This window comes from Leptospira gomenensis, from assembly GCF_004770155.1.
Lineage (GTDB): Bacteria > Spirochaetota > Leptospiria > Leptospirales > Leptospiraceae > Leptospira > Leptospira gomenensis.
Genome location: NZ_RQFA01000066.1, coordinates 170,643 through 194,272 on the forward strand (window position 1 = coordinate 170,643; position 23,630 = coordinate 194,272).

The window sequence follows — 23,630 nt, forward strand, 5'->3', positions numbered from 1 at the left end:
ATGAGAAAACTTCTTTCCAAACTCACAGATTCCATCCTTCTCAACCCGATCCGATCCTCCGGAGTTTTGGCGTTGTTGCTTCTGTTGTCTCTTTGGCAGGCGTCGAAACTTACGGTCAACAGTAACAATCTAGATCTTCTTCCGAAAGACAACCCTTCCGTGGTCAAAACGCAGAAAGTCATAGAGATGATCGGGGGAAACGGATTCTACATCCTGAGCATCAAGTTCAAGGACGAAAGGGGAATGACCGAACACCTGACCAAGGCTTTCGCCGCGAAACGGAGCGGGCAACCCGAAATCGCGGAAAAGGAACTGAAAGAGGCGGAAAAAGTAAAACAGAAAAACGTAATCTATTATAAGGAACGCGAAACCGCGATCAAAAAGGCTTCGGATCTTTTGAACGAAAGACTTCTCAAGGAAAAGGAATTCGTCCAATACATATCCTATCGATACAACGTATCCTTTCTACAGGATCGACTTCCCTTGTTTCTCAAAACGGAGGATTTGGTCGAGGTCCGCAAACGCGTAAAACGGAAAATCGACGAAGAAGTGGAACGGGCCAATCCATTCTTCATAAAACTTTCGAACGACGAATACAATCCGGACTTCAACGACATCTTAGGCAAATACCAGAAACTTGCAAAAAGGGATATATTCGACGAATATAATATTTCCCCGGATAAGGGAATGTTGATCTTTCTCATCAAACCGGCCGGATCCTTCACCAACATAGAATTCAACATCGCACTCGACAAAAGGATCAAGGAAGTCGTCTCGGAACTCGGTCTCGAAAAAAAAGGAGTTTTGGTCGGATATACGGGAACGTATCGACTCCACTTAGACGACTACGAAACCCTGATGGCCGCGCTCAAACCCATCGCGATCACTTCCTTTATCGGAATCGCGGTCCTGCTCCTTTTCTTTTTTAGGAACCCTCTTTTTATCCTAATACTTTTGGTTTCTCTGCTTTCCGGAATTCTGTTCTCCTTCGGATTGACCAAGATCGTCATCGGACAATTAAATTCAGTGACGAGCATCATCGCTTCGATTTTGATGGGGCTCGGTATCGACTACGGAATTCAGTTTCTCTACCGTTTTCGGGAGGAATACACTCGATCGCAGGACATGCTGCGCTCGATCAAAGATACGATCTATCACACAGGAATCGCCTCCTTTATCTCCGCGTTGACGACCACCTCCGCCTTCGTGGTTTTGGCCTTTTCGGAATTTCGGGGATTCAGCGAATTCGGAATCATCGCCACGTACGGAATTCTAATCATCGCCGTTTCGATGTACGGGGTGACCGCGTTGCAGATAACGTTGTTATTCCGTTTATTCCCTTCCCTAAAGAATAAATTCCTGCTTTCCACAAAGGAGCAAACCACTTCCCCGTTTTTATACCGCTTTTACAATAAACCGGGAATGTTGACGTTAGTCGTCGTTGCGATCGTAACCGTGATCTCCATCTTCAGCTTCAGTCCTGGAATCCGCTTTAATTACAACGGACGAGATCTGATGGTGGACAACCTGGACTCGGTCAATCTTTACGACGAGATCGGGGATCGTTTCGATATCAGTTCAGATCCGCAGGTAATCGTCGTAGATACTCTCGAGGAATCCGAGGCCGTTTTCGATTATATGACTCCGGTTCCAGACGAAATTGCCGGCTCCGTGGACCAAGTCGTTTCCCTTTGGAATTTCGTACCGCCCAAAGGACAACAACGCGCCAACCTGAAAATTCTCCAACAGTTGCAGAAGGATATGAAACCCGTGAAAGCGGGCTTCTTAAAACCGGAGCAGAGAAAGTATCTTCCCGTCGTTAAACGGTATCTTAGCGTAAAAGAATACGGAATCGAAGCCGTGCCGAACTATTTCAATTCCCAGTTTACGGAAGTGAAAGGTTCCAAAGAAAAGGGACATCTCGTTTTCATCTATCCGAAGGTGGCTCTTTGGCACGGACAAAAACTTCTGAAGTTCTTCGACGCGGTCGGAGAATTACATTATCCTAAACTATCCAGAAGGGTCCTCAATACTCTTTTGTACGATTCCAACGGCGGCGCCGCGAGCGTGGATCCGGTCCGGGACAAATGGAGCGCCTCCGAAGAAAAATCGATCGTAAGAGCGTTGAACACGTATTCGGCGAAGCAGTTTCGGGATTTGGGTCTTTTGGACGGAACGATCGATTTCATCCTGAAGGCGAGACCGTTCTCCTCCTTAACACAGGCCCGTTCCCACAAGTACGTTTCCAACACAGCGGGAAGTTTGATCCTTTTCGCCAACCTGATCAAAATCGTTCAGAGAGAAGGGGTGGCCGCGTTTTTGATCACTCTCGTTCTGGTAGTGATCGTTTTGATTCTTTTCTTCCGGGGAATCGTTCCCGCTCTGATATCCTTGATTCCCTTGGTTCTTGGAATTTTCGTGACACTGGGAATCATGGCCCTTTTCAAAGTTCAGCTCAACTTCATGAACGTTCTCGTCTTTCCCGTCATCATAGGATACGGAATCCAAAACGGGATTTATATCTACTATCGATTTAGGGAAGATCACGACGTTGTGCGCGCTATGTCCATGGTGGGGCCGGCTATCATCGCATCCACGTTAACCACTCTTGTCGGGTGGAGTTCCCTCTTGATCGCCGATCAAAAGGGATTAAAATCCATCGGCGTGGTCGCCTCGATCGGAATCGCCTCTTCTCTGCTCATCGCTTTGACTTTGGTTCCCGCAGTGCTCGAGATCGTATATCGTTCTCGAAAAGAAGAGGAAAAAGAATCCAAACCGCTCGGTTTTTCCGAAGAGGAAAACGAAACCTTCTCTGCGGAAACCGCGTCCGTTTCGATCGGAGAAAAATCTTCTTCTTCCAAAAAAAAGGAGAAACCGTCGGCTTCGATTCCCAAAAAGACGTCCTCGAAAAGGACGACCCCTAAAAAGAAAAAAGGATAAGGATATGTCGTTCAAATTCGGTTTCACGATCGTTCTTCTTTCAACATTCGCCAACTGCACGGTAAAATACGTAAAAAACGCACCCGACTGGGAAAACAGGCTGGGTACGTTCAAACGGATCGCGGTTCGGATCGCTCCGGAAAGCACCGCAGGAGTCGCGGAAAAAAAATTAGCCTCGAAAATCGCCGAGAATTATCTTTCACACCATAAGGAATTCATCATATACCCGTATCGTTCGGGAGAAGGGATCTGCGGAACCTCGGACAAAAAAGTCCAAGGAGTTTTTCAGATCGCGCTTAACGAGCGGGAGACTACGGACAAACTCAACCTTTCGATTTTGGGAAAGGTCGTCTCCTGCTCTAAAACGGAGATTCTATGGGAAGGTCTCGCCGAGAATTCGTATTCAAAAACCACGGAAGAAAATCAATCCCTGATCAACACCTATACGCAGTTATACGGAAAAGAGATTTCCGGAAAGGTGAACGGATACTTTTTCCTTCTGCAAAGTCTATTAGATAAACTGAATAGTCCGGTTTTGACGGAAGACGAAAAGGACGAAAAGATAGAAGTCGAAGCGAGGTGATCTCGTTTTCCCGCATTTCGACCGGAAAGTTTCGATCCTAAAGATAGGATCCTTTCCGGCAAAATTCATCCTCTTATTTCCTCCTGCCCACCGTTTCCGTTTTACCGTAGGTTTGCCCTAATTCGAAAAAAAAATCGTCCTTGATCGCGACCGGCGACCGCTAAGACCGAAACGATTTGGTCGATCGCACATTACGAAAAAACCCTCCGATCGTTTGTCGGAATCTTTTCGCACATCGCAAAAACTTAATAAAATCTCTATATTCAAACTTTCTAATTATATCGAAAAATCCGAAAGCACGAGGGGCGAAATCGAACGTCGCAACCGGACTTTCACTCCTCGCCTCCGACCCCTTTTTTTCCTCGTCGGATTGATTCGAAATACGGAACGCGATCCCGAAGCTGAAAACGTCCGAATGTTCTTCCGTAAAACGTCAAGAATGGCCATTTTATTCCACATTTGAACCGATTAATTCCTGTTATGTGAAAAGTTCTTGAAATTCGACAAGGACTTTTTCAAAGATGCAAAATCTTTGAGAGGGATTATGACAAAAATAAAAGTTACCTGTTTAGCCGTTTTTTTATCCGGCATTTTATCCTGTTCCGACGGTAAAACACCGAACGATCGAACGAGTTTCGTCTCCGACATACTTTCCACGTTACGAGTGGAAAAACCAGAATCCTTAGTTCGTAGATTCTATTCCTCTAATTTAGAAAATTCTAAAATTATAGGTTTGGATCTTCCTGATCGAATTCCCGGAAAATACATCGTAGTTTTCGACGAGACGCTTCCGAACAACGAGTCCTTTGCAAGATCCGCTTCGATCGCAAACGAATGGAAGGAAACCTACGACATCCAAGTGGAACATGTTTTCGAACACGTGTTAAACGGAATATCGATCCAGGCGAACGACGAACAAATTCAAACGATCGCAAAGGACGAAAGAGTCCGATATATCGAGGCGGACCAAATGCTCTTCCCTCACGAGGGAGAAAATCAGACCTTGATCAGTGCGGACCCGGCGGACTGGGGACTGGATTCGATCGACCAAAGAACGTTTAGCACCTTTAACGGCCAATATCATTACAGAACCAATTCAAGTCAGGTTCACGCGTATATCGTGGACTCGGGAATCAGAGCCACATTACTTCAGTTTGGCGGAAGGGTTTCCGGGGGAGCCAGCTTTGTCAGCGACGGAAGAGGAACCGACGATTGTTCCGGTCACGGAACCGGAGTCGCTTCCATCGTCGGGGCCAATCCGTTATTTACCGGAGCGGAAACGGTAGGAACCACTTTACCGAAACTTCATCCGGTTAGGATCTTCCCTTGCGAAGGTGGAGCGACAAGCAGCAATACCATCAAGGCTTTCGATTGGATTTTCGCGAATCACGTAAAACCCGCGGTTGCAAATTTGAGTTTCGGAAAAATGGGAAGCGGTACATCCGCGAAAAAATCGGCTCTTACAAAAATGATCAACGCGGGAATCACGGTCGTCGTCAGCGCCGGTAACGACGGATTAAACGGTTACGGAAGTAGTCCGTATTGTTCGGATTATTTCCCGGTGAACGTTCCCGGAGTAATCACCGTATCCTCGGTGGACGTAGACATCAACCGAGCTCCCGACGCCAACGTCGGAGATTGTATTCACGTTTTCGCACCGGGAGAATACGTTTCTGCGGCAACGATGATGGATGGAACCTTTCTCGCATCGGGCACCTCCTACGCGACTCCGTTCGTATCCGGAGTCGCCGCTATGTTCCTCGCCGAAAACCCGCAAGCAACTCCGGCTCAAACGAAAAAAAGAATCGTCGATACCGCTACAAGATTTGTCGTCGGAGGCGTCCCAACACTACATCATTCGAACAGATTCATTTATTCGCTGTTAGACGCTCCGGAAGGTTTGGTAAACTTCGGAACATACATGCCGCTCGGAATCAACGTCATCAACGAACAATGTAGGGGCGCAAACACGGTCGAATGGACGAGACCTTTGTCCGGAGGAACTACATTCAGTTACGAAGTTGCAACATCACCATACAAAGACTTTCACGCAAACGTTACCGTTCAGGGAATATACAACAGCGCTTCAACGAAAGTTACCGCAGGTGTCACCGTAACGATCGGACAACAAAAATTCGTTCGAGTAAGGGCAAGACAACAAATCGCTCCATACGCAAATTGGAGTCACCCCATTTACTCGGAAACGGCTGCTACCTACTTCAACGGTTGTTTGTGAAAAACGAGTGATACGACAAAACGGGACACAAGTCCCGTTTTGGGGAAAACCTTTCAGGCAAACGGCGGATTATTTGGAGGAAGGGACGGATAACGTTTCCAGAAAGGTGTTGTATTCCACACATTCCGGAATTTGATACGTGACGATGGAACCGCAGTCGGCACGCTCCACACTTTTGATACAAAGTTCCGCGTCCAAAACGAGGCGGTCGCTGAGTTTTTTGAGAACGATCGGTTCCGATTTATCGTAATCGTAATTGAAATCGCTATAACACTGAGCGTTATCCGGATACGTCAGAGCGGCTTCCTTTCGCAATTTGCCTTCCAAAGAAGCGAGATACGGTTCCTTACAACGATTCATCTGAGAACAATACGCATCCGCCACCTTTTTATAAACTTCCGAAGATACGGATTGGGTGGCGGCCCCGTTTTTGCCACAGGAAACCGTAAAAAAGGCAGCGTTTAAAAGCAATGAAAGTTTCGGCAAAATACCGCGCATAACGAAAGGATAAAGAGGAAAGTCTCTTTGGCAAGTTTTTTCCTAAAATGATCCGGGAATCGGACCGACCTTTTTTGCCTGACGCGCACGTTTACGAATTCGGATCGATCGAAAACAAACGGGCGCTGTTTTCCAAAAAAACTTTCCGTTTGATTTCGTCGCTCAACGCTGAATTCAACAGATTACAAATCGGATGACTGAGCGCATACGGAATACTGGGAAAATCGGAACCGAAATGAACCCGGTCCGGGAATCTTTCGATCACTTCCAGATACGGATCGGTGTCCGTTCCCGTCGCGAGAAAATCCACGAAGACCATCGTCGTATCCAAACGCAGTTCCGGAAAAATCGAAAGCAATTCCGCGTATTCCCAAACCTCCGAAGTTCCCATATGCGCCACGATAACCTTCAGTGTCGGATAACGTTCAATGAAGGTTCTGAAATAACGGATATTCGTATAAGGCCCGGGCAAAGGTGCGTCTCCCGAATGGATCACGAGCGGGATCGATTTCTTTTCCAGATAGGAAAACGTGGAGGAAAGTTCTTTCCGCGTCAAATCCAGGCGACCCACCTCACAATGAAGTTTAAATCCGCGGAATCCGTAATCTTCCACCGCGCGTCTTACGTATTCAAGGCAACCTTCTTCCGGAAAAAACGTGCCGAATAAAATCGCGTTCTTCGTGTTTGCGTGTGTTTCGAACGTCCAACGGTTGAGACCCTCGGCCATCTTCTCCTTATGAGCGTAGTTGAGCGTGGTAAAATGACGGATTCCGTTTTTGCGAAGCGATTCCAATCTCGCGGTTTCGTTTTCCCGATACGCGATCTCCCAGTGAACTCCGTCGAACCATTTCCAAATCCGTTTCATCACGTATTCCGGAAAAAAATGCGTATGAACGTCTATGATAAACGGAAGTCCGTATTTTTGAAGAAGCGGCAGATGTTCCGGCGCATCGTCGTCCCGAAGCGGAGGCATTCGATCGGGATGTTTCCAAGGGAACGGGGATTTTTCCGGACTCCTACCGGAAGAGGAAAGATAATGGCAACAAGGAAGCATGGTGGAAAACGTAACGTTCAAGGAACGGGAGTCAACCCATTGTCTTTTTTTCTTGACCCTCTCGGAAGAAAGGAGAGGCTACTTGAAATTTTCAGAGGTAGTTATGAATCCCATCTTCCAGGCGTTAAAAATCGGAACCGTATTTTTTTGGATTATAGTGGTCGCAAATCTTGCCGGCGCGGTTTCCCTCGGTGAACCGGTCGATTATCTTCTGCGATTGGTGGGAATCGGAACGCTCACGGTGCATCTTTTCGAGATCGCCTATTTCTGGTCGGTCTTAAAACACAAGTCCGCTCGCCCGTATCTCGATTCGCTTCAGATTTTCGTGTTCGGGGTCTTTCATCTGATTCCGTTAAAGAATCGTTAGGCGGCACTTCGTTTATTATTTTAAAGTCGTGCTTTTCTTTTTTTCTCCGTTCGTTTTGGGGTTTAGGACGTAACGCTCCAAAACGAATCCTTCCACGATTTTTTTCTCCTCCAACGAATATCGACCGGACCGAATCGGATATTTCGTATCGATCCATTCCTCGTAAAAATCCTGGGGAGCGTTGATGTCTTTCGGCGGAGTCGTTCCGAAATAAAAAACCTGAATTCCCGGAACTTGTTTTTCGGCGAGGACGGCCTCCAATTCCTTCCAAACGGTTTCGTCCTTTGCCACGAAATGAGGTTTGTCCAAATAAGAAGTGGAAACCAAAAACATATCGAACAGACTTTTGTGAACGACGGGATACTCCGGATAAGAAGCCCATTCTTTTTGAAGGAGGTCGTGATGTTTTTTTACGAAATCAACGACTTGCAGATTTTTCCTCGTGTGATACAAGGAAAAGAAAATCTGCAATATACATAAAATATAAAGTAGATACGGAATCGGCTTTTTCGTTTCCGGCACGATCGAACGTAGAATCGCTCCGGCGAGTAGAATCAGGCAATAATAAGTGATTTCCGTAAACCGTAAACCCGCGTATAAACCTCCGGGATTGTACGGACTAAAGGCCTGAACGAAAGCCATACCCGAAATAGCCGTAAAAAGAAGCAGGAAATACATTGCGGTCGTTTCCCTTTTTTTCCAGATAGGAAACGCGAAAACCGCGGCCAACATGGGAATACAATATTCCAACAGACCGACTTGTATCGAAGAACCCCAAAAATAACCCTTGAGAAGTTCCAGCTTAACCGACCAATTTAACTTTAGAAAATCAGAATATGATAATTTACTTCTGATTCCCAAAATCGCGCCGAATTCGATATAATTCGAAAACGAAAACACGAAACCACCGACCAAAAATCCGATCACGAGAAATCTGAATTTCTTCAAAAGAACCGGAAAGGAACGTTTCGAAAAAACCAGAGTTCCGATTCCGAGAGAGGAATAATAGAACACACTTTCCGAACGCAAAAAAACCGCCAAAGAACCTACGATTCCGCAGAATAACGAGACCCAGACGACTTCGTCCGTTTTTTCACCCAGTAGGTTCAGGGTTCGATCCAGAAAAAAAAGAAAACACACGTTCGAGATTACGGTTTCCGAATATTCGAAACCGGAATTTTGAGGATAACCCGTAAGCGCCAAAATAAAAACGACGATTCCCAAGTTCTTGGATAAACCCAGACTTGTGGTCGCGATTCGATACGTCAAAAAGGCGGCCAAAAAATAAAAAAGCAGAATCGCCGAATTGAGAAAACGATATCCCGTCCAACGATACAAAGGCGCGAACATCTGCGAAAAAAAAGAAGGATATTGAAAGCGGCACGTGTTTTCGGAACGGGTTTCCTCCGTGTATACCACCCAAGGATAATGAAACGGAAAATAACGAAACTCCGGATCGAATTCGCGTCCCGCATAATAACAACGATGATCCGAAAGACCGTTTGCTGCGTACTGCGCCGTCTGATACGTTTTGATCTGAGCGTCGGTTTGAATGAGAGGTGCGACACCTCCGTCCCAGCGTGCGCGTTTCCAAACGAACAAGAGAACGAGCGACACGGCGAGCACACGGAGCAGAATCGAAACTGACTTTTGAAAGGTCGGATTTTGGAACAATTTCTGCATAAAGGTTTTTATCCGGTTCTTCGTTATACGACGATTAGGCGGTTGTTTGACTCCGATTCGAAAATTTCTTCCCGGTCCAAACTTTCGTTTTTTCCGAATCGGCGACGATCAAAGCCAGTGACCGCCTTTCGGAACGTATTTCGGGGAAAGCCCCTTTTTAAAAAAAGCCTTTTTGGATTGTATCAGATTGTAATATACGATGTGGCGTAACGCGGCCACCCCGTCCTTCCAAGTGATCTTTTTTCCTTCTAGATAATTTCTCGGATAATACGAAATCGGAAATTCCTGCACACGGATTTTCAGCCTGGCGATCTTGGCGGTGACCTCGGGTTCGAATCCGAACCGTTTCGATTCCAGGTTTACGTTCTGAATGATCTCGGTCCGAAAGGCCTTGTAACAGGTTTCCATATCGGTAAGATATAGACCGCTTAGAAAATTGGAAACGACCGTAAGGAAACGATTGATGAGATAATGAAACGTACGATGAACCTGTCTTCCGTCCTTCTTAAAACGCGAACCGAACACGACGTCCGCTTTTCCGGAAATCAAAGGTTGAAGCAACATGGGAATTTCTTCCATATCGTATTCGAAATCCGCGTCTTGAACGATCAAAAAATTTCCAGTCGCAGCCTCGATTCCCCATTGTAAGGCCGCCCCCTTTCCCTGATTTTTTTCCTGAAGAAGAATTTGATGTTCGGATCGAAAACGAAACGATTGTAGGATGGAACGCGAATCGTCCTTGGAACAATCGTCGATAAAAATCAACTCCTTTGCGGTGGGCAACGCCAGAGCGTCGATCCGCTCCAGAAATTCCTCCAGATGACCGGACTCGTTGTAGATCGGTATGACAAGGGAAGTTTTATTCGCCGCGTTTTTCGAGACGAGTGGGGAGGATTTTTTTTTCTTAGCTAAGGCCATTCCCTATACAATTCTTACATAGATTTGAAATCGTCAACGGTTTAACGTCGTCGGAAAACCCGCATCCGCGTCGATTCGAGCGAATACCGATCCTATCTAAGAACGAGAAATCCGGTTTCCGACAGAAAAGAATGGCGAATCCTGCCGTTCCAGGACGTAGCGAAAAACGCGAACGAGTTCGCCGCAACGCCGAACCCGCAGCCTCCTAACGAAACGGGAACGCGGACTCCTTCGGGAAAACACGGAGGATATTTCCGCCAAAGAAGTATTCTACGACGACTGAAACCGTAAAAAAAAGGATCCGAGACTCGATCTCCGAAACCCGATCCTACATCGAAGAAGCGTGATCTTTCGTCTAACGCGGTAATCGATTTAGAATATCAGAATATTCTTGAGCCATTCCGAGTACGACGTCCTTTGCGGGAATCAAACCCTCGATCTGGGCGACACCGTGTCCCGCGGACCATATGTCCCTCCAACGTTTGTATTCTTGGTCCAGATTCTGCGACTCTCCGCTGTGCGAGAGATCGCCCGCTTTCTCCACGGATTTTTTCAACCAGTTTGCGGGAATACCCGAAATTTTCTCGGTATAAACGATCTCTTCCGGTCCGGATTCGATGAGCATCTGTTTGTAGGCTTCGGAGGCCATCGCTTCTGGTGTGGCGATCAAACGTGTTCCCACGTAAACCGCGTCCGCACCCAAAGCGAGCGCAGCGGCCATCTGTGCTCCTCCTGAGATCGCTCCCGCTGCGATTAGAGGAAGACCGACTTCTTTTTTGAGATACGGAAATAAACTGAACGGGGACGTATTTCCGGCGTGTCCTCCCGCTCCCTGCGCCACAGCGATAAGAGCGTCCGCACCCGCCTTGGCGACGATGTTGGCGTGTTTTAGCGTGGTCACGTCGCAGAAAACTTTCGCGCCTACACTTTTCGCTTCGCTGACGACCGTCCTAGGACTTCCCAAACTCGTGATCAAAAGTTCCACCTTAGCATCCAAAACTACTTCGAGTTGTTTGGACCAATTGGGATTGTGCGCTTTGTGGAGGATAAGATTTACCCCGATGGGTTTTTTCGTTTTAGAACGGATTTCCTGAAGACCTTCTTTGAGTTGTTCCGGAGAACGATAGTTGAGAGAAGGAAAACAACCGATTCCCCCCGCTTCGGAAACGGCTACTACCAAATCCGGATACGAGACCAAAAACATGGGCGCTCCGATGATCGGCAGATCGATTCCGAGGAGTTCGGTGATACGAGTGTTCAATTTCATTCTGGGAATTCTTCGTACTCGACGCTTTAAAGCAAGGAGGATTTTTCTTCCCAAACCGAAAGCGTTCGGAAATTCTGAACGTATGATCGTAATCGTATCCTCGTATAAGGTTCTGGAAGAAAAGATAGAACAGTTCAAACAAGTGAGTGCGGAAATGGCGAAGGAATCCGTCGAAACCGAAGAAGGCGTTCTAAAACTCGACGTTTTACAAGCCGACGGAGATCCGGCGCGTTTTTTATTTATAGAAGCCTACCGAAACGAGGCGGCCCGTAAAAAACATTTGGAAACTCCTCAATTCGTTTCTTGGAGAAGAGCCGTGCCGGAATGGTTCAGCCAAGGAAGCACTTCCATCCAATATCTTCCGATCCAAACCGATCTTCAGAAATAAGTTTTTTCGAATTCAACCCGCGAGAAAATACGTGGACACGATCCCCTTTCCTTTGATGTCCACTTCCCCTCTTCGTTCCAATCGAAACAGATCGGAGGAAGCCTTGTGGAATTCCTCGGTAACGTGTATCTTTCCCGGAAGTCCGTGCGATTCCATCCGCGAAGCGAGATTGACCGCGTCTCCCCAAAGATCGTAGATGAATTTTTTCCTTCCGATCACTCCCGCCACGACCGGTCCCGAATGAATGCCGATCCGTATATTCAAATTTTCGCGGATCAATTCCTCGTTCGTGTTCACTTCGCGGATGATGTCCAAGGCAAGGTTGCCGATTCTGGCCGCGTGATCTTCGCACGCGATCGGAATTCCCGCAGCGGCCATATACGCGTCTCCGATGGTTTTGATCTTTTCCACACCTCGTTTCTCCGCGAGTTCGTCCAAACGGGAGAAAAAACGGTCGAGCAGACCGGCTAGTTCGTCCGGAGATTTACGGGCGGCGAGCAGAGTGAATCCTACGATGTCGGCGAACAGGATCGAACATTCGGAGAAATATTCCGAGATCTGCGAACTTTCGTTTTTGAGGCGATCCGCGATGACGTCCGGAAGAATGTTTCTGAGCAGAAGATCCGACTTTTCCTTTTCGCGTTCCAGATCCTTGGTCTGCTCCTCGATCGTTTTAGCCTGAAGAAACAACTTACGAGTCGTCAGCTCGAGAGTATAACCCGCGATGACCGCGAAAAATTCGGAAAACCATATTAGAAAACTGTAAATCATTTTCTCCTGAGAACCTAAAAGGGGATCGTTTAAAAGAAGAAATTGATACGCCGCGAGATACGAGGAAGTGCACAAAAACGCAGGAAGCGTGCGGATCCTCAAAACCAAAAACGCGTAATAAGCTACGATGATCAAAACGGTAAGTAGAATCGCGTGTTGACTCCGGATAAAAACGAAACCAACGAACACCGCGACCGCCCCCCCCATCAGATTCGAAAAAACGGAGAACGGAACCATCCATCTGCGAAAACGAGGGAACGTGCTCGTAAAAAGCGCCGTTCCGAAAAGACCGCTTCCGGCCATAATCCAGAGAACTCTCTGATCCCGGATCAGGAGTACGTCGTAAAACAAAACGAACACCGCGACGTAACCGATCATCGCGGAGATCGCGCCGATCCGAACGAACGTGGCAATATGATTCCGAAGAAAAAATCTGAACTCGGCTTCGAGTTTCGGATCCAAAAAACGGAGGATATAACTCTGGAACATGGAGCGCAATCTTCCCCAAAGTAGAAACGGTTGCAAGCCGCTTTTCTCCCCTCTTTGACTTGACAAGGATTCTAGAGTGTCATATTCTGTAACCGGAAGTTTTACAGAATATGACAAGTCGGTTCACAGTCGCGATCCACATTCTTTCCCTGCTTTCGTTGAGCGAAGGAAAGACGAGGACCTCGGAGGAATTGGCCGAAAGTGTCAACACCAACCCTGTGGTCATCCGTAAGATCCTGTCTCTTTTGAAAAACAAAGGAATCGTCCGCAATCAGATGGGACCTAACGGCGGTTATATTCTCGCCAAACCATCGGGAGAAATCACTCTCCGGGAGATATACGAGGCCATCGACGAAAAGATCTTTCAGATGCATTCCAAAACTCCCAACAAAAAGTGCATCTGCGGCCATTCCATCCAACCCATACTCACCAAAGTCTACGAAAAAGCGGAACGGGTGTTGGAGGACGAACTCGGCTCCACCAATCTGGATTCGATCACCAAAGAAATCCTCACCTTCCCCAAACGCTGACATTTCTTTTTTATTTTGTAACTTTTTTGAATACAAATCAAGAAGTCCGGGTCTAAACCTTAACCGGAGGTTTACTTTTATGATCGAATGGGTGCAGGCGAATTCAGAGTTACCGGGGAATCGAAACGTTCCGATTTCACAAACGGGAGAACGCGACGAAGAACTGATGGATTCGTATTCCAGAGCGGTCATACACGCCGTGGAAACCGTAAGTCCCGCTGTAGTTCATCTCAAGGTCATCGGAGCCCGCTCCGGAGGAGGTTCCGGTTCCGGGTTTTTGATTTCACCCGACGGATTCATCGTAACCAATCAACACGTCGTGGAAAATTCCTCGACGATCAGCGCCGAATTTCCGGACGGTCGAAGTCTCAAAGCGATGAAGATCGGAGAGGATCCGATGACCGACATCGCCGTACTCAAAGTTACGAGCGATCGATATCCGTATCTGCAATTCTCCGACCCCACCTCCATACGACCCGGGCAACTTGCGATCGCGATCGGGAACCCTCTCGGTTACGAATCGACGGTCACCGCGGGAGTCGTGAGCGCCCTCGGAAGAAGTCTTCGATCTCGTTCCGGAAGATTGATCGAAGACGTGATTCAAACCGACGCCGCGTTGAACCCGGGAAACTCCGGAGGACCTCTCGTCAATTCGAAGGGACGATTGATCGGAATCAACACCGCGATCATACCTTCGGCTCAGGGAATCTGTTTTGCGGTGGGCTCCGGTACCGCGGAATACGTGATCACTCGTCTGATGAAGGACGGTTTTGTAAAACGCGGTTATCTGGGAATCGCCGGTCAGAACCAAAACGTTCCCAGTCTATTAAAGATTTTTAATAAACTGGAACAGAATTCGGGCGTTCTGGTTTTGGAGATAGAATCCTCCTCGCCAGCCGCCTCCAGTCTATTAAGAAAAGGTGATATGATTCTTTCCTTAAACGATAAACCGGTACTTTCCATAGACGACATGCATCGAACCCTGGACGAATCCACGATCCGCAGAGAACTCCCCATACGGGTTCTGCGCGAAGGTTCTTTGAGAACGTTCCGGATCCGCGTAGGAGAGATCTAAGAGAAGGATTCTTTTAAAGGGGAGTGTCGATCGCGAGGATTTCCGAATCCTCAGAAAAACTCACTTCTATCTTCGGGGACGAAAGCAGACCGAGTCCGTCTCGGGCGGAGATTTTTTTTCCGTCTATTTCCGCGGAACCGGAAATCAGGAAAAAGTAAACTCCTCCGTTTTCGTTTTTTGGAATATAATCGATCTTTGATGTTCTTTTTCCGATCGCAAGGGAAAAACTCACCTTTTGATTGATCCAAACGGCTCCGTCCTCCGAATTCGGAGATACGACGGTCTGAAACCTACCGTGCCGTTGGGAGGGATCGAATCGTTTCTGTTCGTAACGCGGGACGATTCCGGTCCTTTCGGGCAGGATCCAAATCTGCAGAAAGTTCACTTCTTCCGAAGGAGACGCGTTGAATTCGGAGTGAACGATTCCCGTTCCCGCCGACATGATCTGCACTTCGCCGGGGCGGATCACGGAATGATTGCCTTCGCTGTCCTTATGCTCGAGACTTCCGTACAACGGAATCGATACGATCTCCATGTTCTCGTGAGGATGCGGAGGAAAACCTTTTCCTCCTAGGACGATATCGTCGTTTAATACCCTGAGTTTTCCGAATTGAATTCGGTTGGGATCGAAGTACGAGCCGAAACTGAACGAATGTCTGCTTTTGAGCCATCCGAAGTCCGCTTTTCCCCTGGTTCCTTGTGCGTGATAGATCGTTTCCATGATTCTCCTTGTGCATTAGACGCGCCTACGAGAGAAGGAGGATTCATTTTTTTGAATATGAATTCAGAGAAATAAAAAACGGATCCATCCCGCGACGAAACCCAGAAAAAAACCGAGTACACTTCCGTTGATCCGGATCGATTCCAAAACGTTCCTAGTTTTCCATTCCAGATTTCTTCTCAAATCCTTCGGATCAAGACTCTGAAGACGTACGGTGATCTGTTTTCCAATATAACCGGAAACTCCCTCGTCGATCCGCTTTTCCACGAACTCCAATACGGAACGAAGAGGGGTATATTCCTGCAGAGTGGATATTTCTCCGATCTCTTTAAGATGTGTTTGGATTAATGCGACCAAAAGACGGCTCGCCTGTTCCTTTAAAAAACCGGTCAAAGAACGGACCGCTTTATCCCTTTGTTCCAAGGAAAGTTCGTTCCAAGAGGAGATATAAGTTTCCGTGGAAGCGGCCATCAGATTGACCAACTTTTCGATCGTCTTTTCGTCCTTCGATTCGATCGCAAGCCCTTGTTTGACGTGAGTTCCGTATTCTTTGAGTTTTTTTGGAAAATCGACTACTAGGTTCAACACGACCTGTGCGACTAAATTCATTTTTCCTAATATTTCCTGAAGAAGCGAACGGAATTCCTCCGTATCCGCGACGCGGATCATGGATTCGCCGATCAAAAGTTTGATCGTGTCCATGATTTCCTTTTGACGATTCAGCTCTTTGAGAAGAGCGACGTCGGTTCCCGAAAATTCGTAATGAACTATGTAATCGACGATGTCTTCCTCCACCTTTTCGAAAAGGTTAAAAACCACTTCCCGCGTTTTTTCCTCGTTTCCGAAAGTCTCCGATAAAACGCGATACAAATCCTCCCTCGTGTCCGAGTCTTCCAGGACGGAACGGATTCTGGAACGGATCACTTCGTGATGTAACAGATCACCCGCCACCCAATTTCCTATTTCCGAAGCGAGAGTGGCGCTATCCTCTTCGATCGCTTTGTACGTTTTCCAGACGGCGAACCAATCACAAAGACCTCCGATCAAACCTCCTTCCAACGCCGAAAGAAGAATTTTGGACCAGACGGATTCAGTTCCCCAAAAAGAAACCGAAAGGATTCCGCTTCCGAAAAGGATCAGAAGAAGATGGGATAAAAGTTGTCTTCTCCTGTAAGGGGTTTTGGCGGAACCCGGGGAGGAAACCGGCATCAGTTTTGAAGTTTCCTTCGATTCAAAAACGTGGCTCCGAAAAACAGAATCGGGAGTAATAACTGGATCAAGGTGACGAAATATGATCGAATATCATAAAATACGAATGTATTTTCGGAGGACTTCGAGCAGAAATACGATTGTCCTTCCAAGGTCCGGTGAATCGTTTCCCCCGCGGCGGATTTCCAGAGCGGAAAAAATCCGGATCGGATCACGGTCGGAGAACAAACCTCAGACGAACCGACCGTTTCGGAAACGTTTTTCCCGCTCGACGGAGAACTCCATACGATTCTGGAATTGTCCCAGAGATACGGATACACGGTCCCGTCCCCGATCGTTTCGGAAACCGAGGAGGCCTTTGGCGGGGCGTTTTTTTTCGACGATATTATCGACTTGGATCTCTGCGCTTCTTCGATCCGCGTTCTTTCGGCGTAAAACGCGTTCCATTCGTTTACGGTAAACGCACCGGAAAAGGATCCTTTGTCCGCCTCGTATTCTTGCGCCGTGACCGGAACCGGATGGATTGTAGAACGACCGGAATCGGATGTGAGAAGGAATTCCGACAGATCCTCCGCGGAAGGCGCTCCCTTTTCCGAAACGTCGTCGAACAGAAGGGCCGCCGGTTTTTCGGACAACACCTCCACTATCGGGCGTTCCAACTTCAATTTCCAAACGATCCATTCCCCTCGCTTTTCCCGTTCCTCGAAGAATTCGGGAGCGGCCGCGGCCAGACGATGCAGGGACTCGGATCGCAAAACCGCATACGAAACGCCCCGATCCCGAAGCAGACGGTAAAACAGACGTGCCAACTTCTCCTTTTCATAAACCGGATGAGTTCCTGCGGTTTTCTTTTTTTGGGTGTTGCGTTTAGGCCCTTGTGAAGGGAAAAGATTTACTATCTCCTCCGGAGTAGCGGGGAGGGAAAATTCATAACGATTCTGTAATATTATATTTCTATGATATGACTTTCGGATCAAAACCGACATCCATCGAAAATCCCCGTCGGAATTTCCCGAAACCTCTTCCGATGCGAAAAGCGCTCCGTCCGCGGTTTTCGAAAATATACGGCTCCATTCTTCCCGATCCTTCCATACTTCGGAGGGATTTTTCGATATGTTTTCCATCCCGGAAGGAGCTCCGGGAATCGCGACGATAAAGCGGAAGGTTCCGAGTAAAAACAGGATCAATCCCGCGATCAGTTTCCATTTTCCGGAAGGAAGGTTCTTGAGAAAAAAACGGGCGGTCACAAGCGCGGATAACGTAAGAAAAACGAGGGAAACGTTGAGGGCCGTATACCACTTTACGTGTAACCAAGGAAAGATCATCGCCAAAGAGGAATCCGTCGCCGTCCAGTAGAACAAAAGGGTTCCGAAGATCAAAAATCGGGAAATCGGTGGCAGAAGTTTCCGGATAAACAAAAGACGGATACCCACCACAAAAAGTACCGGAAACAGAAGATGGATCCAATACTGCTCCCAAAACACCGCCTTCATCGCGTGAAAAAATGTTTCCGGTTTGGAAATGGAATCCGAAAATTCTTCGCCTAACAACGATAAGAGGCCGTTCACCGGAAACGATACGGGCGGATTCTGCAAAAACGGAATATACGCGAAATAATTCCACAAAATCGGAAACGCGAACACGAACGGCAGAAAAAAGATCAGTAGAATTTCCGGAATCGAAAATTCGTCCTTGTAAAACAGAAAATAAACTCCCAAAGAAATCACGTAAAACAGGGACATTTCGTAATGGGAATAAAATACGAGAGCCCCCGCGGTTAGATTTTTGGCGAACGAGGACAACTTTCCCGTATGCCGAAACTTCTCCAAATAATACAACGCGAGAATCGAAAATCCCAAACCGAGACAAAAAGAAACCGAATTCTGAAAGACACCCACGATTCCCGCGCCGACGGTTCGATCGCCCGGATACAAAAGGTAGAACAACAATCCTGTCAAAACCAGAAGCGCATTGCCCGGACTGAGATTGGTTTCGGTCAGAATATAAAATCCCAGTTTCAAAAAAGCATAGGAAAATAAAAACAGAGTCAGAAGAATTCCGAAGTTAAACGAAACCTCGAGCGGAAGAAAAAACAATAAGAACGTATGAAAGAAGGAGACGAGAAAAAAGAAAAACGGGGATTGAAAGTAGAATGTGGGACTTCCTCCCTGCAAAAAACGATCGTAACCGGAGGAAAGAAAATTCCGAAACAGGATTTGGTAATCCTGAGCGATCAAAAATTGATTTTGCAATGAGACCGAATCGGGAACCCGATCCGAAATCAAAAAACGGAATTCAATCGTGAGAAAAAGAAATACGAGAAAGAAGACGAGAGGTTTTCTCGCGGCATGAGGAATTTTCCATTTCCTCCGAAAGATTTGCATGGGATGATAGTTTTAGGAAAGCCGGTTTTCTGACAAGCAAAACGAATCCGACCGATTCGGCTTTCCGAGGATCGGAGAAAAATTCTATTCTTCCCTTGCGTTTTCCTCTACGTATTTCCTAAATTCCGCTTCCGACATCTTATCCGCATACAGGGGATATAAGGCTGCGATCAATTCTTCTAAGGTGGGGAATTTTGCTCCGTCCAGTTTGTAAGCCATACGCGACTCCTTGAACTCTACCGAATCTAAAAACAAAACCGGACGACCGATGACTTCCGATCGATTCTGCTTCGATTGCCATGATTTTGAAAGCGTCTTTTCCATAAATCCAAAAACTCGGGTTCATCCGGAATTTGATCGTTCGATCGCAAGTAAGGTGATATCGTCCTTTTTAAAATCGGGCAGTCCCAAGGAATCGGCGAGTTCGGTCAAAGTATCGCAGATCGTTTGCAAACTTTCTTGGGATTGAGTTTCTATCGTTCGTTCGATCGAAAAATTCTCGTATTCGCTTTCCGAAAAAATGAATCGATCCGGCAAACCGTCCGTGAAGAAAAACATTCGAAATTCGGAGGAAAGAGTTTCGACCGTCTCTTCGTAACGATGATTCGGAATCATACCGGCATACGGTCCAATCCTTTGTACGGTTTTGGCTTCTCCGTTTTGAAACAAAATACAGGGAGGATTTCCCGCGTTCGAAATTCGAATTCGATTTTCCTGAAGATCCAAATCGGCGATCATCCCGGAAAAAAAAGGACTCATGTCCCCTACACGCGCAGAGAATCGTTCGGACAAAGCCGTGAGAAGATCTCCGGGAGAAAGTTCGGGATCGAAGATGGAATCGTATTCACTTTGAATTACGACCGTTACGAGAGAAGCCTGCACCCCGTGACCGATCGCGTCGGCGAGAAATATCCGTATACGTTGTGGTCCGATGCTGCGAACCACGTAAAAGTCCCCGCCGACCTGTGAGATCGGTCGATACGCGGTGTGGATTCCGATTCGATTTTTTACGAGGAATTCGTTTTCAGGAAGTTCCAGCAAATCGATCTGCAGTTTTCCCGCGATCGTAAGATCCTCCTCGATGGAGCGTAACGCGTCCTTCAGTCGTAACGTCCTTTCCTCCACCATTCGCTCCAAATTTCTGGAAAGTTCCAAAAGCCTCTGCATGTTTTTGGAATTCCGCACCGACAAGGAAACCGACTGCGCCGCAAGAAATACGAAGGTTCCGACCGAAGAATAATAACCCGTTTCCACGAAGTAATTTACGTAGAGAAGATCATTGATCATCGCCAAATAGATGAAAACGAAACCCGCGAGAAGAATCCTGGAGCCTTCCCGTTTTTTGTATGCGGCCCGAATGAGGGTGATCAAACCCAAACTCCCCGCCACGAACGCGTTTAGATAATACAAGGGGATCGTATGTGTGAAGATCCGCATCGGAAAAAAAACCACTACACCCGAAGCGATCAGCGAAATCCACCAAAGTACGTCCACGAAAACACGTTTCAAATCCCTCGGATAAAGGGAAATTACGTAGTTCAGAAAAACGGGCACGGAAAGATAAAACGTCAAATATTCGGTTCTAAGAATATTCTCATAATTGAATATTTCCGTATATTCCAGAACGACCCTGTTTCCGGCGACGACGGAACGAATTCCCATCAAAAGGCAAAACAGACCGAAATAAAGCGACTGAGTTTCCTTTTTCCTCATGAGATAAAAGATAAGATGAAGAACGGACATGACCAGAAGCCCGCCCGCCAAAAAACAATCGGCGCGCAACGAACGATTCCAACGGTCTCTGACCGTCTCGGATTTTCCCAGGAATATCGGAGACCAAAACCCCCCGAGCCGAAGATCTTCATTCGCGATTTGTAATACGATTCCGATTTTTTTTCCGGAAGGTTGAAATTCCAAAAAACGCGGCCTGATTCCCTCCTCTACGCGCAAAACCCTACCCTCTTTGTCCCGAACGATTTCTCCGGAAACGGAAACGAGTTTATCGTCCAAAAACAATTCGTACGCGGAACTCTGATCCGGAAGAATCAACCCCAAAGGACCGGAAATTTCCGGAAGTTTTACGTCGAGGACGTAACTTCCGAATCCTTTTCCCTTTCTGGAATCCCCGTTCCAAGTGGAAGGAACGTATACGATCTCGGAAACCCCGCCTTCGTTTTCGTCAGGATGCGGTTGTGAAAAATATTTCCAACGTCCCCAATAAAAAGTCCATTCCCCGCGCAAAACCAAACCGTCCCGGTCGAAATTCCAGGAAGAGGCGTCTAAAACTCCGGACTCCGCGATCGGCGCCCGATTTTCGGAGCAAGAACATAAGAATAGTATAATATACGAAAGAATCAGACTTCGTAAAGACCGTCGTTTTTTTCCGCGACCGTCCGTTCGGGTGTTCGCCGATTTAGCCTTCGAATCCTTTCCAAACATAGAAGAAAGAGCATGCGGGATCGGTTTTCCGCATTCAATCCTTTTCGTTTTTTACCCGGTAAAATCGAACTGGATCGACCGGGGCCTCCTTTTTTTCGGAAATTTTCCTCGTGAAATCGGATTATTATCCTTAATTTTAGATTAATATCCAATATAACGAATTTTTTGTTGACTATAACGCAAAAGTTCGTATCCCTGGTTAAAAATTTCTCAAAAGGAGAACGGAATGAAAAACACCATGACGAAACCTATCTGGGGCGGAATTCTCCTTTGTTCGATTTCATTCGGTTTGTTTTCGCAGGACATAAAGAAGGACAAAACTCGGAACGAAGTTCCTAAAAAAGAAACTCCCGTCATCAACTTGGATCCTCCTTCCGACGTCACCTACGAGGAACAGCCCAACGACGGAAAGGGAATTCCAGAGATTCAACAGGAGTTGGCGAAAGAGGAACCCTACAAAAGTCCGTATAAGGGTAAGTTACCGGGCGAATTTATGAAATCGATGTTACTCGCTCCCGATCATCAGGACGCGATCCGTAAAGCGGAACGTCTTTGGTTGGGGGATATTTTTCGAGTTGGATTCCAAATTCGTCCGAGATTCGATTACAGCCACAACGCCGATTTCGACAAACGCACGCAAGACGATCGGAATTTCGCGACTCAAAACTCTCAGGTTTCCTTTATCGTAGATCCGAATCCATACGTGGCCGCCAAAGTCACGATTCAGGATGTTCGTGTTTTCGGAGGGGAACAATCCAGAAAGGACGGGCAACTCGGTTATCTCGGACTTTCCAACTCCGCCGGAGTCGAACTCAATTCCACGCCGACGGCGAACAACTCCTACAGCATCAAAAACAACACGGATCTTCGGGAGGGTTTTATTCAGCTCAAAAATTTCGCGGAAGGGTTCGAGTTGTATCTAGGAAGACAGATCTTCGGTTTCGGAGACAACCGTTATGTCGGCGGTAGAAACGACGGTCAAACGGGAAACTCTTTCGACGGCGCCCGTTTGAAATACACGTCTAAACATTTCAATTCGGAAGCGTTCACTTCGATCATCGCGGAGGACAGTAACGCGGGAAGCGGCAACAATACCGCAAACGGAGTAAAACGCGGATCGGTGAACGACACATATCTATCAGGATTGTATAATACTCTAAAGTTCGAAGATTTCCTGATCGATCTCTATTATTTCAACGTGGATCGTAAATGGGAACAAGGACCCAATCCCAAAACGAGTTTAGACCGGACCAGACAAAGGGACGACTTGAACACCGTTGGTTTCAGACTTTCCAACAGAACGGATAACAACCGTTTGCCGAAAACAAAATCCTGGGATTGGACGTTGGAAGCGTCCTGGCAGTTCGGACACAACGGACAAAGGGTCAACGCCGGTTGGGACCCCCTTCAACAAACCGTAAACGGAAAACCGAACGGTCAAAGGATTTATACGGAAAACGTGGAATACGATTCCCGATTTTTCATAGCACAAACGGGATACACGTTCTTCGACAGGTTTCGCGTCGGAATCCAATATTCCTTCGGATCGGGCGATCCGAACAGGACCGACAACAAAGTGGCTACTTACGACGCTTCTTTTGCGACGAGATCGGGGGGATTTCCCTATTTCGATTCCGGCAACGGCCTAGCGAACGCGACCTTTTGGTCCAACACGAAATCGAAATCGATCCATCTTATGTATAACACCGAGAAATACGGAAGATTCATCTTCGTGGCTTACGACGTGCAGAAAGCCTCGGAAAACGATGCTTGGTATTCCTCCGGAGGAACGGCTAACACTGGTTTAACGACCGAAAACGTAAGCGGAGCCGCTTACGGAGGATACAAACGCGGAGAAAGAGGGGGGAAACGGTTGTTTTACGAATTCGATTTCGTATATCAATATTATCTTAAGGACTACGTCTCCATCTGGACGGGAGGCTCTTATCTGCTCGCGGGAGATTCGGTTCGAAATGCGCGCGTAAATCCTTGGGCCGCCAACCCGAACGATAGATATACTCTGGACAACAAAGCATACAGCTTCTTTTTGTTCGTCCAGTTTGCGATGTGATTTTACA

At 47.1% G+C, this 23,630-nt stretch carries 18 protein-coding genes and 1 pseudogene; 8 read left to right on the top strand and 11 right to left on the bottom strand.

Features of this window, described 5'->3' with window-relative positions; genetic code table 11:
• The 3 genes from EHQ17_RS14985 to EHQ17_RS14995 all read left to right on the top strand — a co-directional run bounded on the left by EHQ17_RS14985 (position 1) and on the right by EHQ17_RS14995 (position 5,759).
• Complete coding sequence (locus tag EHQ17_RS14985) at positions 1–2,940, top strand: efflux RND transporter permease subunit (RefSeq protein ID WP_135590572.1); 2,940 nt, start codon at positions 1–3, stop codon at positions 2,938–2,940.
• Positions 2,941–2,944: 4 nt separating this feature from the next.
• The gene (locus EHQ17_RS14990; RefSeq protein ID WP_135590571.1) at positions 2,945–3,523 is read left to right on the top strand and encodes an MXAN_6521/LA_1396 family lipoprotein; all 579 of its coding nucleotides are present in this window, start codon (positions 2,945–2,947) and stop codon (positions 3,521–3,523) included.
• Between the two features lie 544 nt (positions 3,524–4,067).
• Positions 4,068–5,759, top strand: coding sequence for a S8 family peptidase (locus EHQ17_RS14995; RefSeq protein WP_135590570.1), 1,692 nt, complete (start codon positions 4,068–4,070; stop codon positions 5,757–5,759).
• Between the two features lie 69 nt (positions 5,760–5,828).
• Here EHQ17_RS14995 and EHQ17_RS15000 read toward each other — a convergent pair whose 3' ends face one another.
• A complete protein-coding gene (locus tag EHQ17_RS15000; protein WP_135590569.1) occupies positions 5,829–6,257 on the bottom strand; it encodes an LA_2478/LA_2722/LA_4182 family protein in 429 nt (142 codons plus the stop codon).
• A gap of 91 nt (positions 6,258–6,348) precedes the next feature.
• Complete coding sequence (locus tag EHQ17_RS15005; protein WP_135590568.1) at positions 6,349–7,311, bottom strand: amidohydrolase family protein; 963 nt, start codon at positions 7,309–7,311, stop codon at positions 6,349–6,351.
• 103 nt (positions 7,312–7,414) lie between these two features.
• On the opposite strand from EHQ17_RS15005, the gene EHQ17_RS15010 reads away from it, so the two are divergent.
• Positions 7,415–7,678, top strand: a complete 264-nt coding sequence (locus EHQ17_RS15010; RefSeq protein WP_135590567.1) for a DUF1145 domain-containing protein — start codon at positions 7,415–7,417, stop codon at positions 7,676–7,678.
• Between the two features lie 15 nt (positions 7,679–7,693).
• On the opposite strand, the gene EHQ17_RS15015 is transcribed toward EHQ17_RS15010, so the two are convergent.
• The 3 genes from EHQ17_RS15015 to EHQ17_RS15025 all read right to left on the bottom strand — a co-directional run bounded on the left by EHQ17_RS15015 (position 7,694) and on the right by EHQ17_RS15025 (position 11,546).
• Positions 7,694–9,361 (bottom strand): LA_3751/LA_3752 family putative glycosyltransferase, encoded by a 1,668-nt coding sequence (locus EHQ17_RS15015; protein WP_135590566.1) that lies wholly within the window; start codon positions 9,359–9,361, stop codon positions 7,694–7,696.
• Positions 9,362–9,469: 108 nt separating this feature from the next.
• Positions 9,470–10,279 carry a glycosyltransferase family 2 protein gene (locus EHQ17_RS15020; protein ID WP_135590565.1) on the bottom strand — a complete coding sequence of 270 codons (810 nt, stop codon included), beginning with the start codon at positions 10,277–10,279 and terminating at the stop codon, positions 9,470–9,472.
• Between the two features lie 355 nt (positions 10,280–10,634).
• The gene (locus EHQ17_RS15025) at positions 10,635–11,546 is read right to left on the bottom strand and encodes an NAD(P)H-dependent flavin oxidoreductase (RefSeq protein ID WP_135590564.1); all 912 of its coding nucleotides are present in this window, start codon (positions 11,544–11,546) and stop codon (positions 10,635–10,637) included.
• An 82-nt stretch (positions 11,547–11,628) separates the two neighbouring features.
• On the opposite strand from EHQ17_RS15025, the gene EHQ17_RS15030 reads away from it, so the two are divergent.
• Positions 11,629–11,934 (top strand): putative quinol monooxygenase, encoded by a 306-nt coding sequence (locus tag EHQ17_RS15030; protein WP_135590563.1) that lies wholly within the window; start codon positions 11,629–11,631, stop codon positions 11,932–11,934.
• A gap of 21 nt (positions 11,935–11,955) precedes the next feature.
• On the opposite strand, the pseudogene EHQ17_RS15035 reads toward EHQ17_RS15030, so the two are convergent.
• A pseudogene (locus tag EHQ17_RS15035) lies at positions 11,956–13,194 on the bottom strand (adenylate/guanylate cyclase domain-containing protein); the annotation flags it as partial.
• A 110-nt stretch (positions 13,195–13,304) separates the two neighbouring features.
• Between EHQ17_RS15035 and EHQ17_RS15040 the strand changes: the two are divergent.
• Both EHQ17_RS15040 and EHQ17_RS15045 read left to right on the top strand, forming a co-directional pair.
• Positions 13,305–13,724, top strand: a complete 420-nt coding sequence (locus tag EHQ17_RS15040) for an Rrf2 family transcriptional regulator (protein ID WP_135590562.1) — start codon at positions 13,305–13,307, stop codon at positions 13,722–13,724.
• A 79-nt stretch (positions 13,725–13,803) separates the two neighbouring features.
• Entirely contained in the window at positions 13,804–14,799 is a 996-nt protein-coding gene (locus EHQ17_RS15045; RefSeq protein ID WP_135590561.1) for a S1C family serine protease, read from the top strand.
• Between the two features lie 13 nt (positions 14,800–14,812).
• Here EHQ17_RS15045 and EHQ17_RS15050 read toward each other — a convergent pair whose 3' ends face one another.
• The 5 genes from EHQ17_RS15050 to EHQ17_RS15070 all read right to left on the bottom strand — a co-directional run bounded on the left by EHQ17_RS15050 (position 14,813) and on the right by EHQ17_RS15070 (position 21,552).
• A complete protein-coding gene (locus tag EHQ17_RS15050; protein ID WP_135590560.1) occupies positions 14,813–15,520 on the bottom strand; it encodes a pirin family protein in 708 nt (235 codons plus the stop codon).
• 63 nt (positions 15,521–15,583) lie between these two features.
• Complete coding sequence (locus tag EHQ17_RS15055) at positions 15,584–16,729, bottom strand: DUF445 family protein (protein WP_135590559.1); 1,146 nt, start codon at positions 16,727–16,729, stop codon at positions 15,584–15,586.
• Positions 16,729–19,113, bottom strand: a complete 2,385-nt coding sequence (locus EHQ17_RS15060) for a glycosyltransferase family protein (RefSeq protein WP_135590558.1) — start codon at positions 19,111–19,113, stop codon at positions 16,729–16,731. Before EHQ17_RS15060 ends, EHQ17_RS15055 begins: the two co-directional genes overlap by 1 nt.
• A gap of 84 nt (positions 19,114–19,197) precedes the next feature.
• Positions 19,198–19,332 (bottom strand): hypothetical protein, encoded by a 135-nt coding sequence (locus tag EHQ17_RS20285; protein ID WP_135590557.1) that lies wholly within the window; start codon positions 19,330–19,332, stop codon positions 19,198–19,200.
• Between the two features lie 123 nt (positions 19,333–19,455).
• Complete coding sequence (locus EHQ17_RS15070; protein WP_135590556.1) at positions 19,456–21,552, bottom strand: PP2C family protein-serine/threonine phosphatase; 2,097 nt, start codon at positions 21,550–21,552, stop codon at positions 19,456–19,458.
• 226 nt (positions 21,553–21,778) lie between these two features.
• Here EHQ17_RS15070 and EHQ17_RS15075 point away from each other — a divergent pair, with 226 nt between their 5' ends.
• Positions 21,779–23,623, top strand: coding sequence for an alginate export family protein (locus tag EHQ17_RS15075; RefSeq protein ID WP_135590555.1), 1,845 nt, complete (start codon positions 21,779–21,781; stop codon positions 23,621–23,623).
• Positions 23,624–23,630 lie beyond the last annotated feature (7 nt).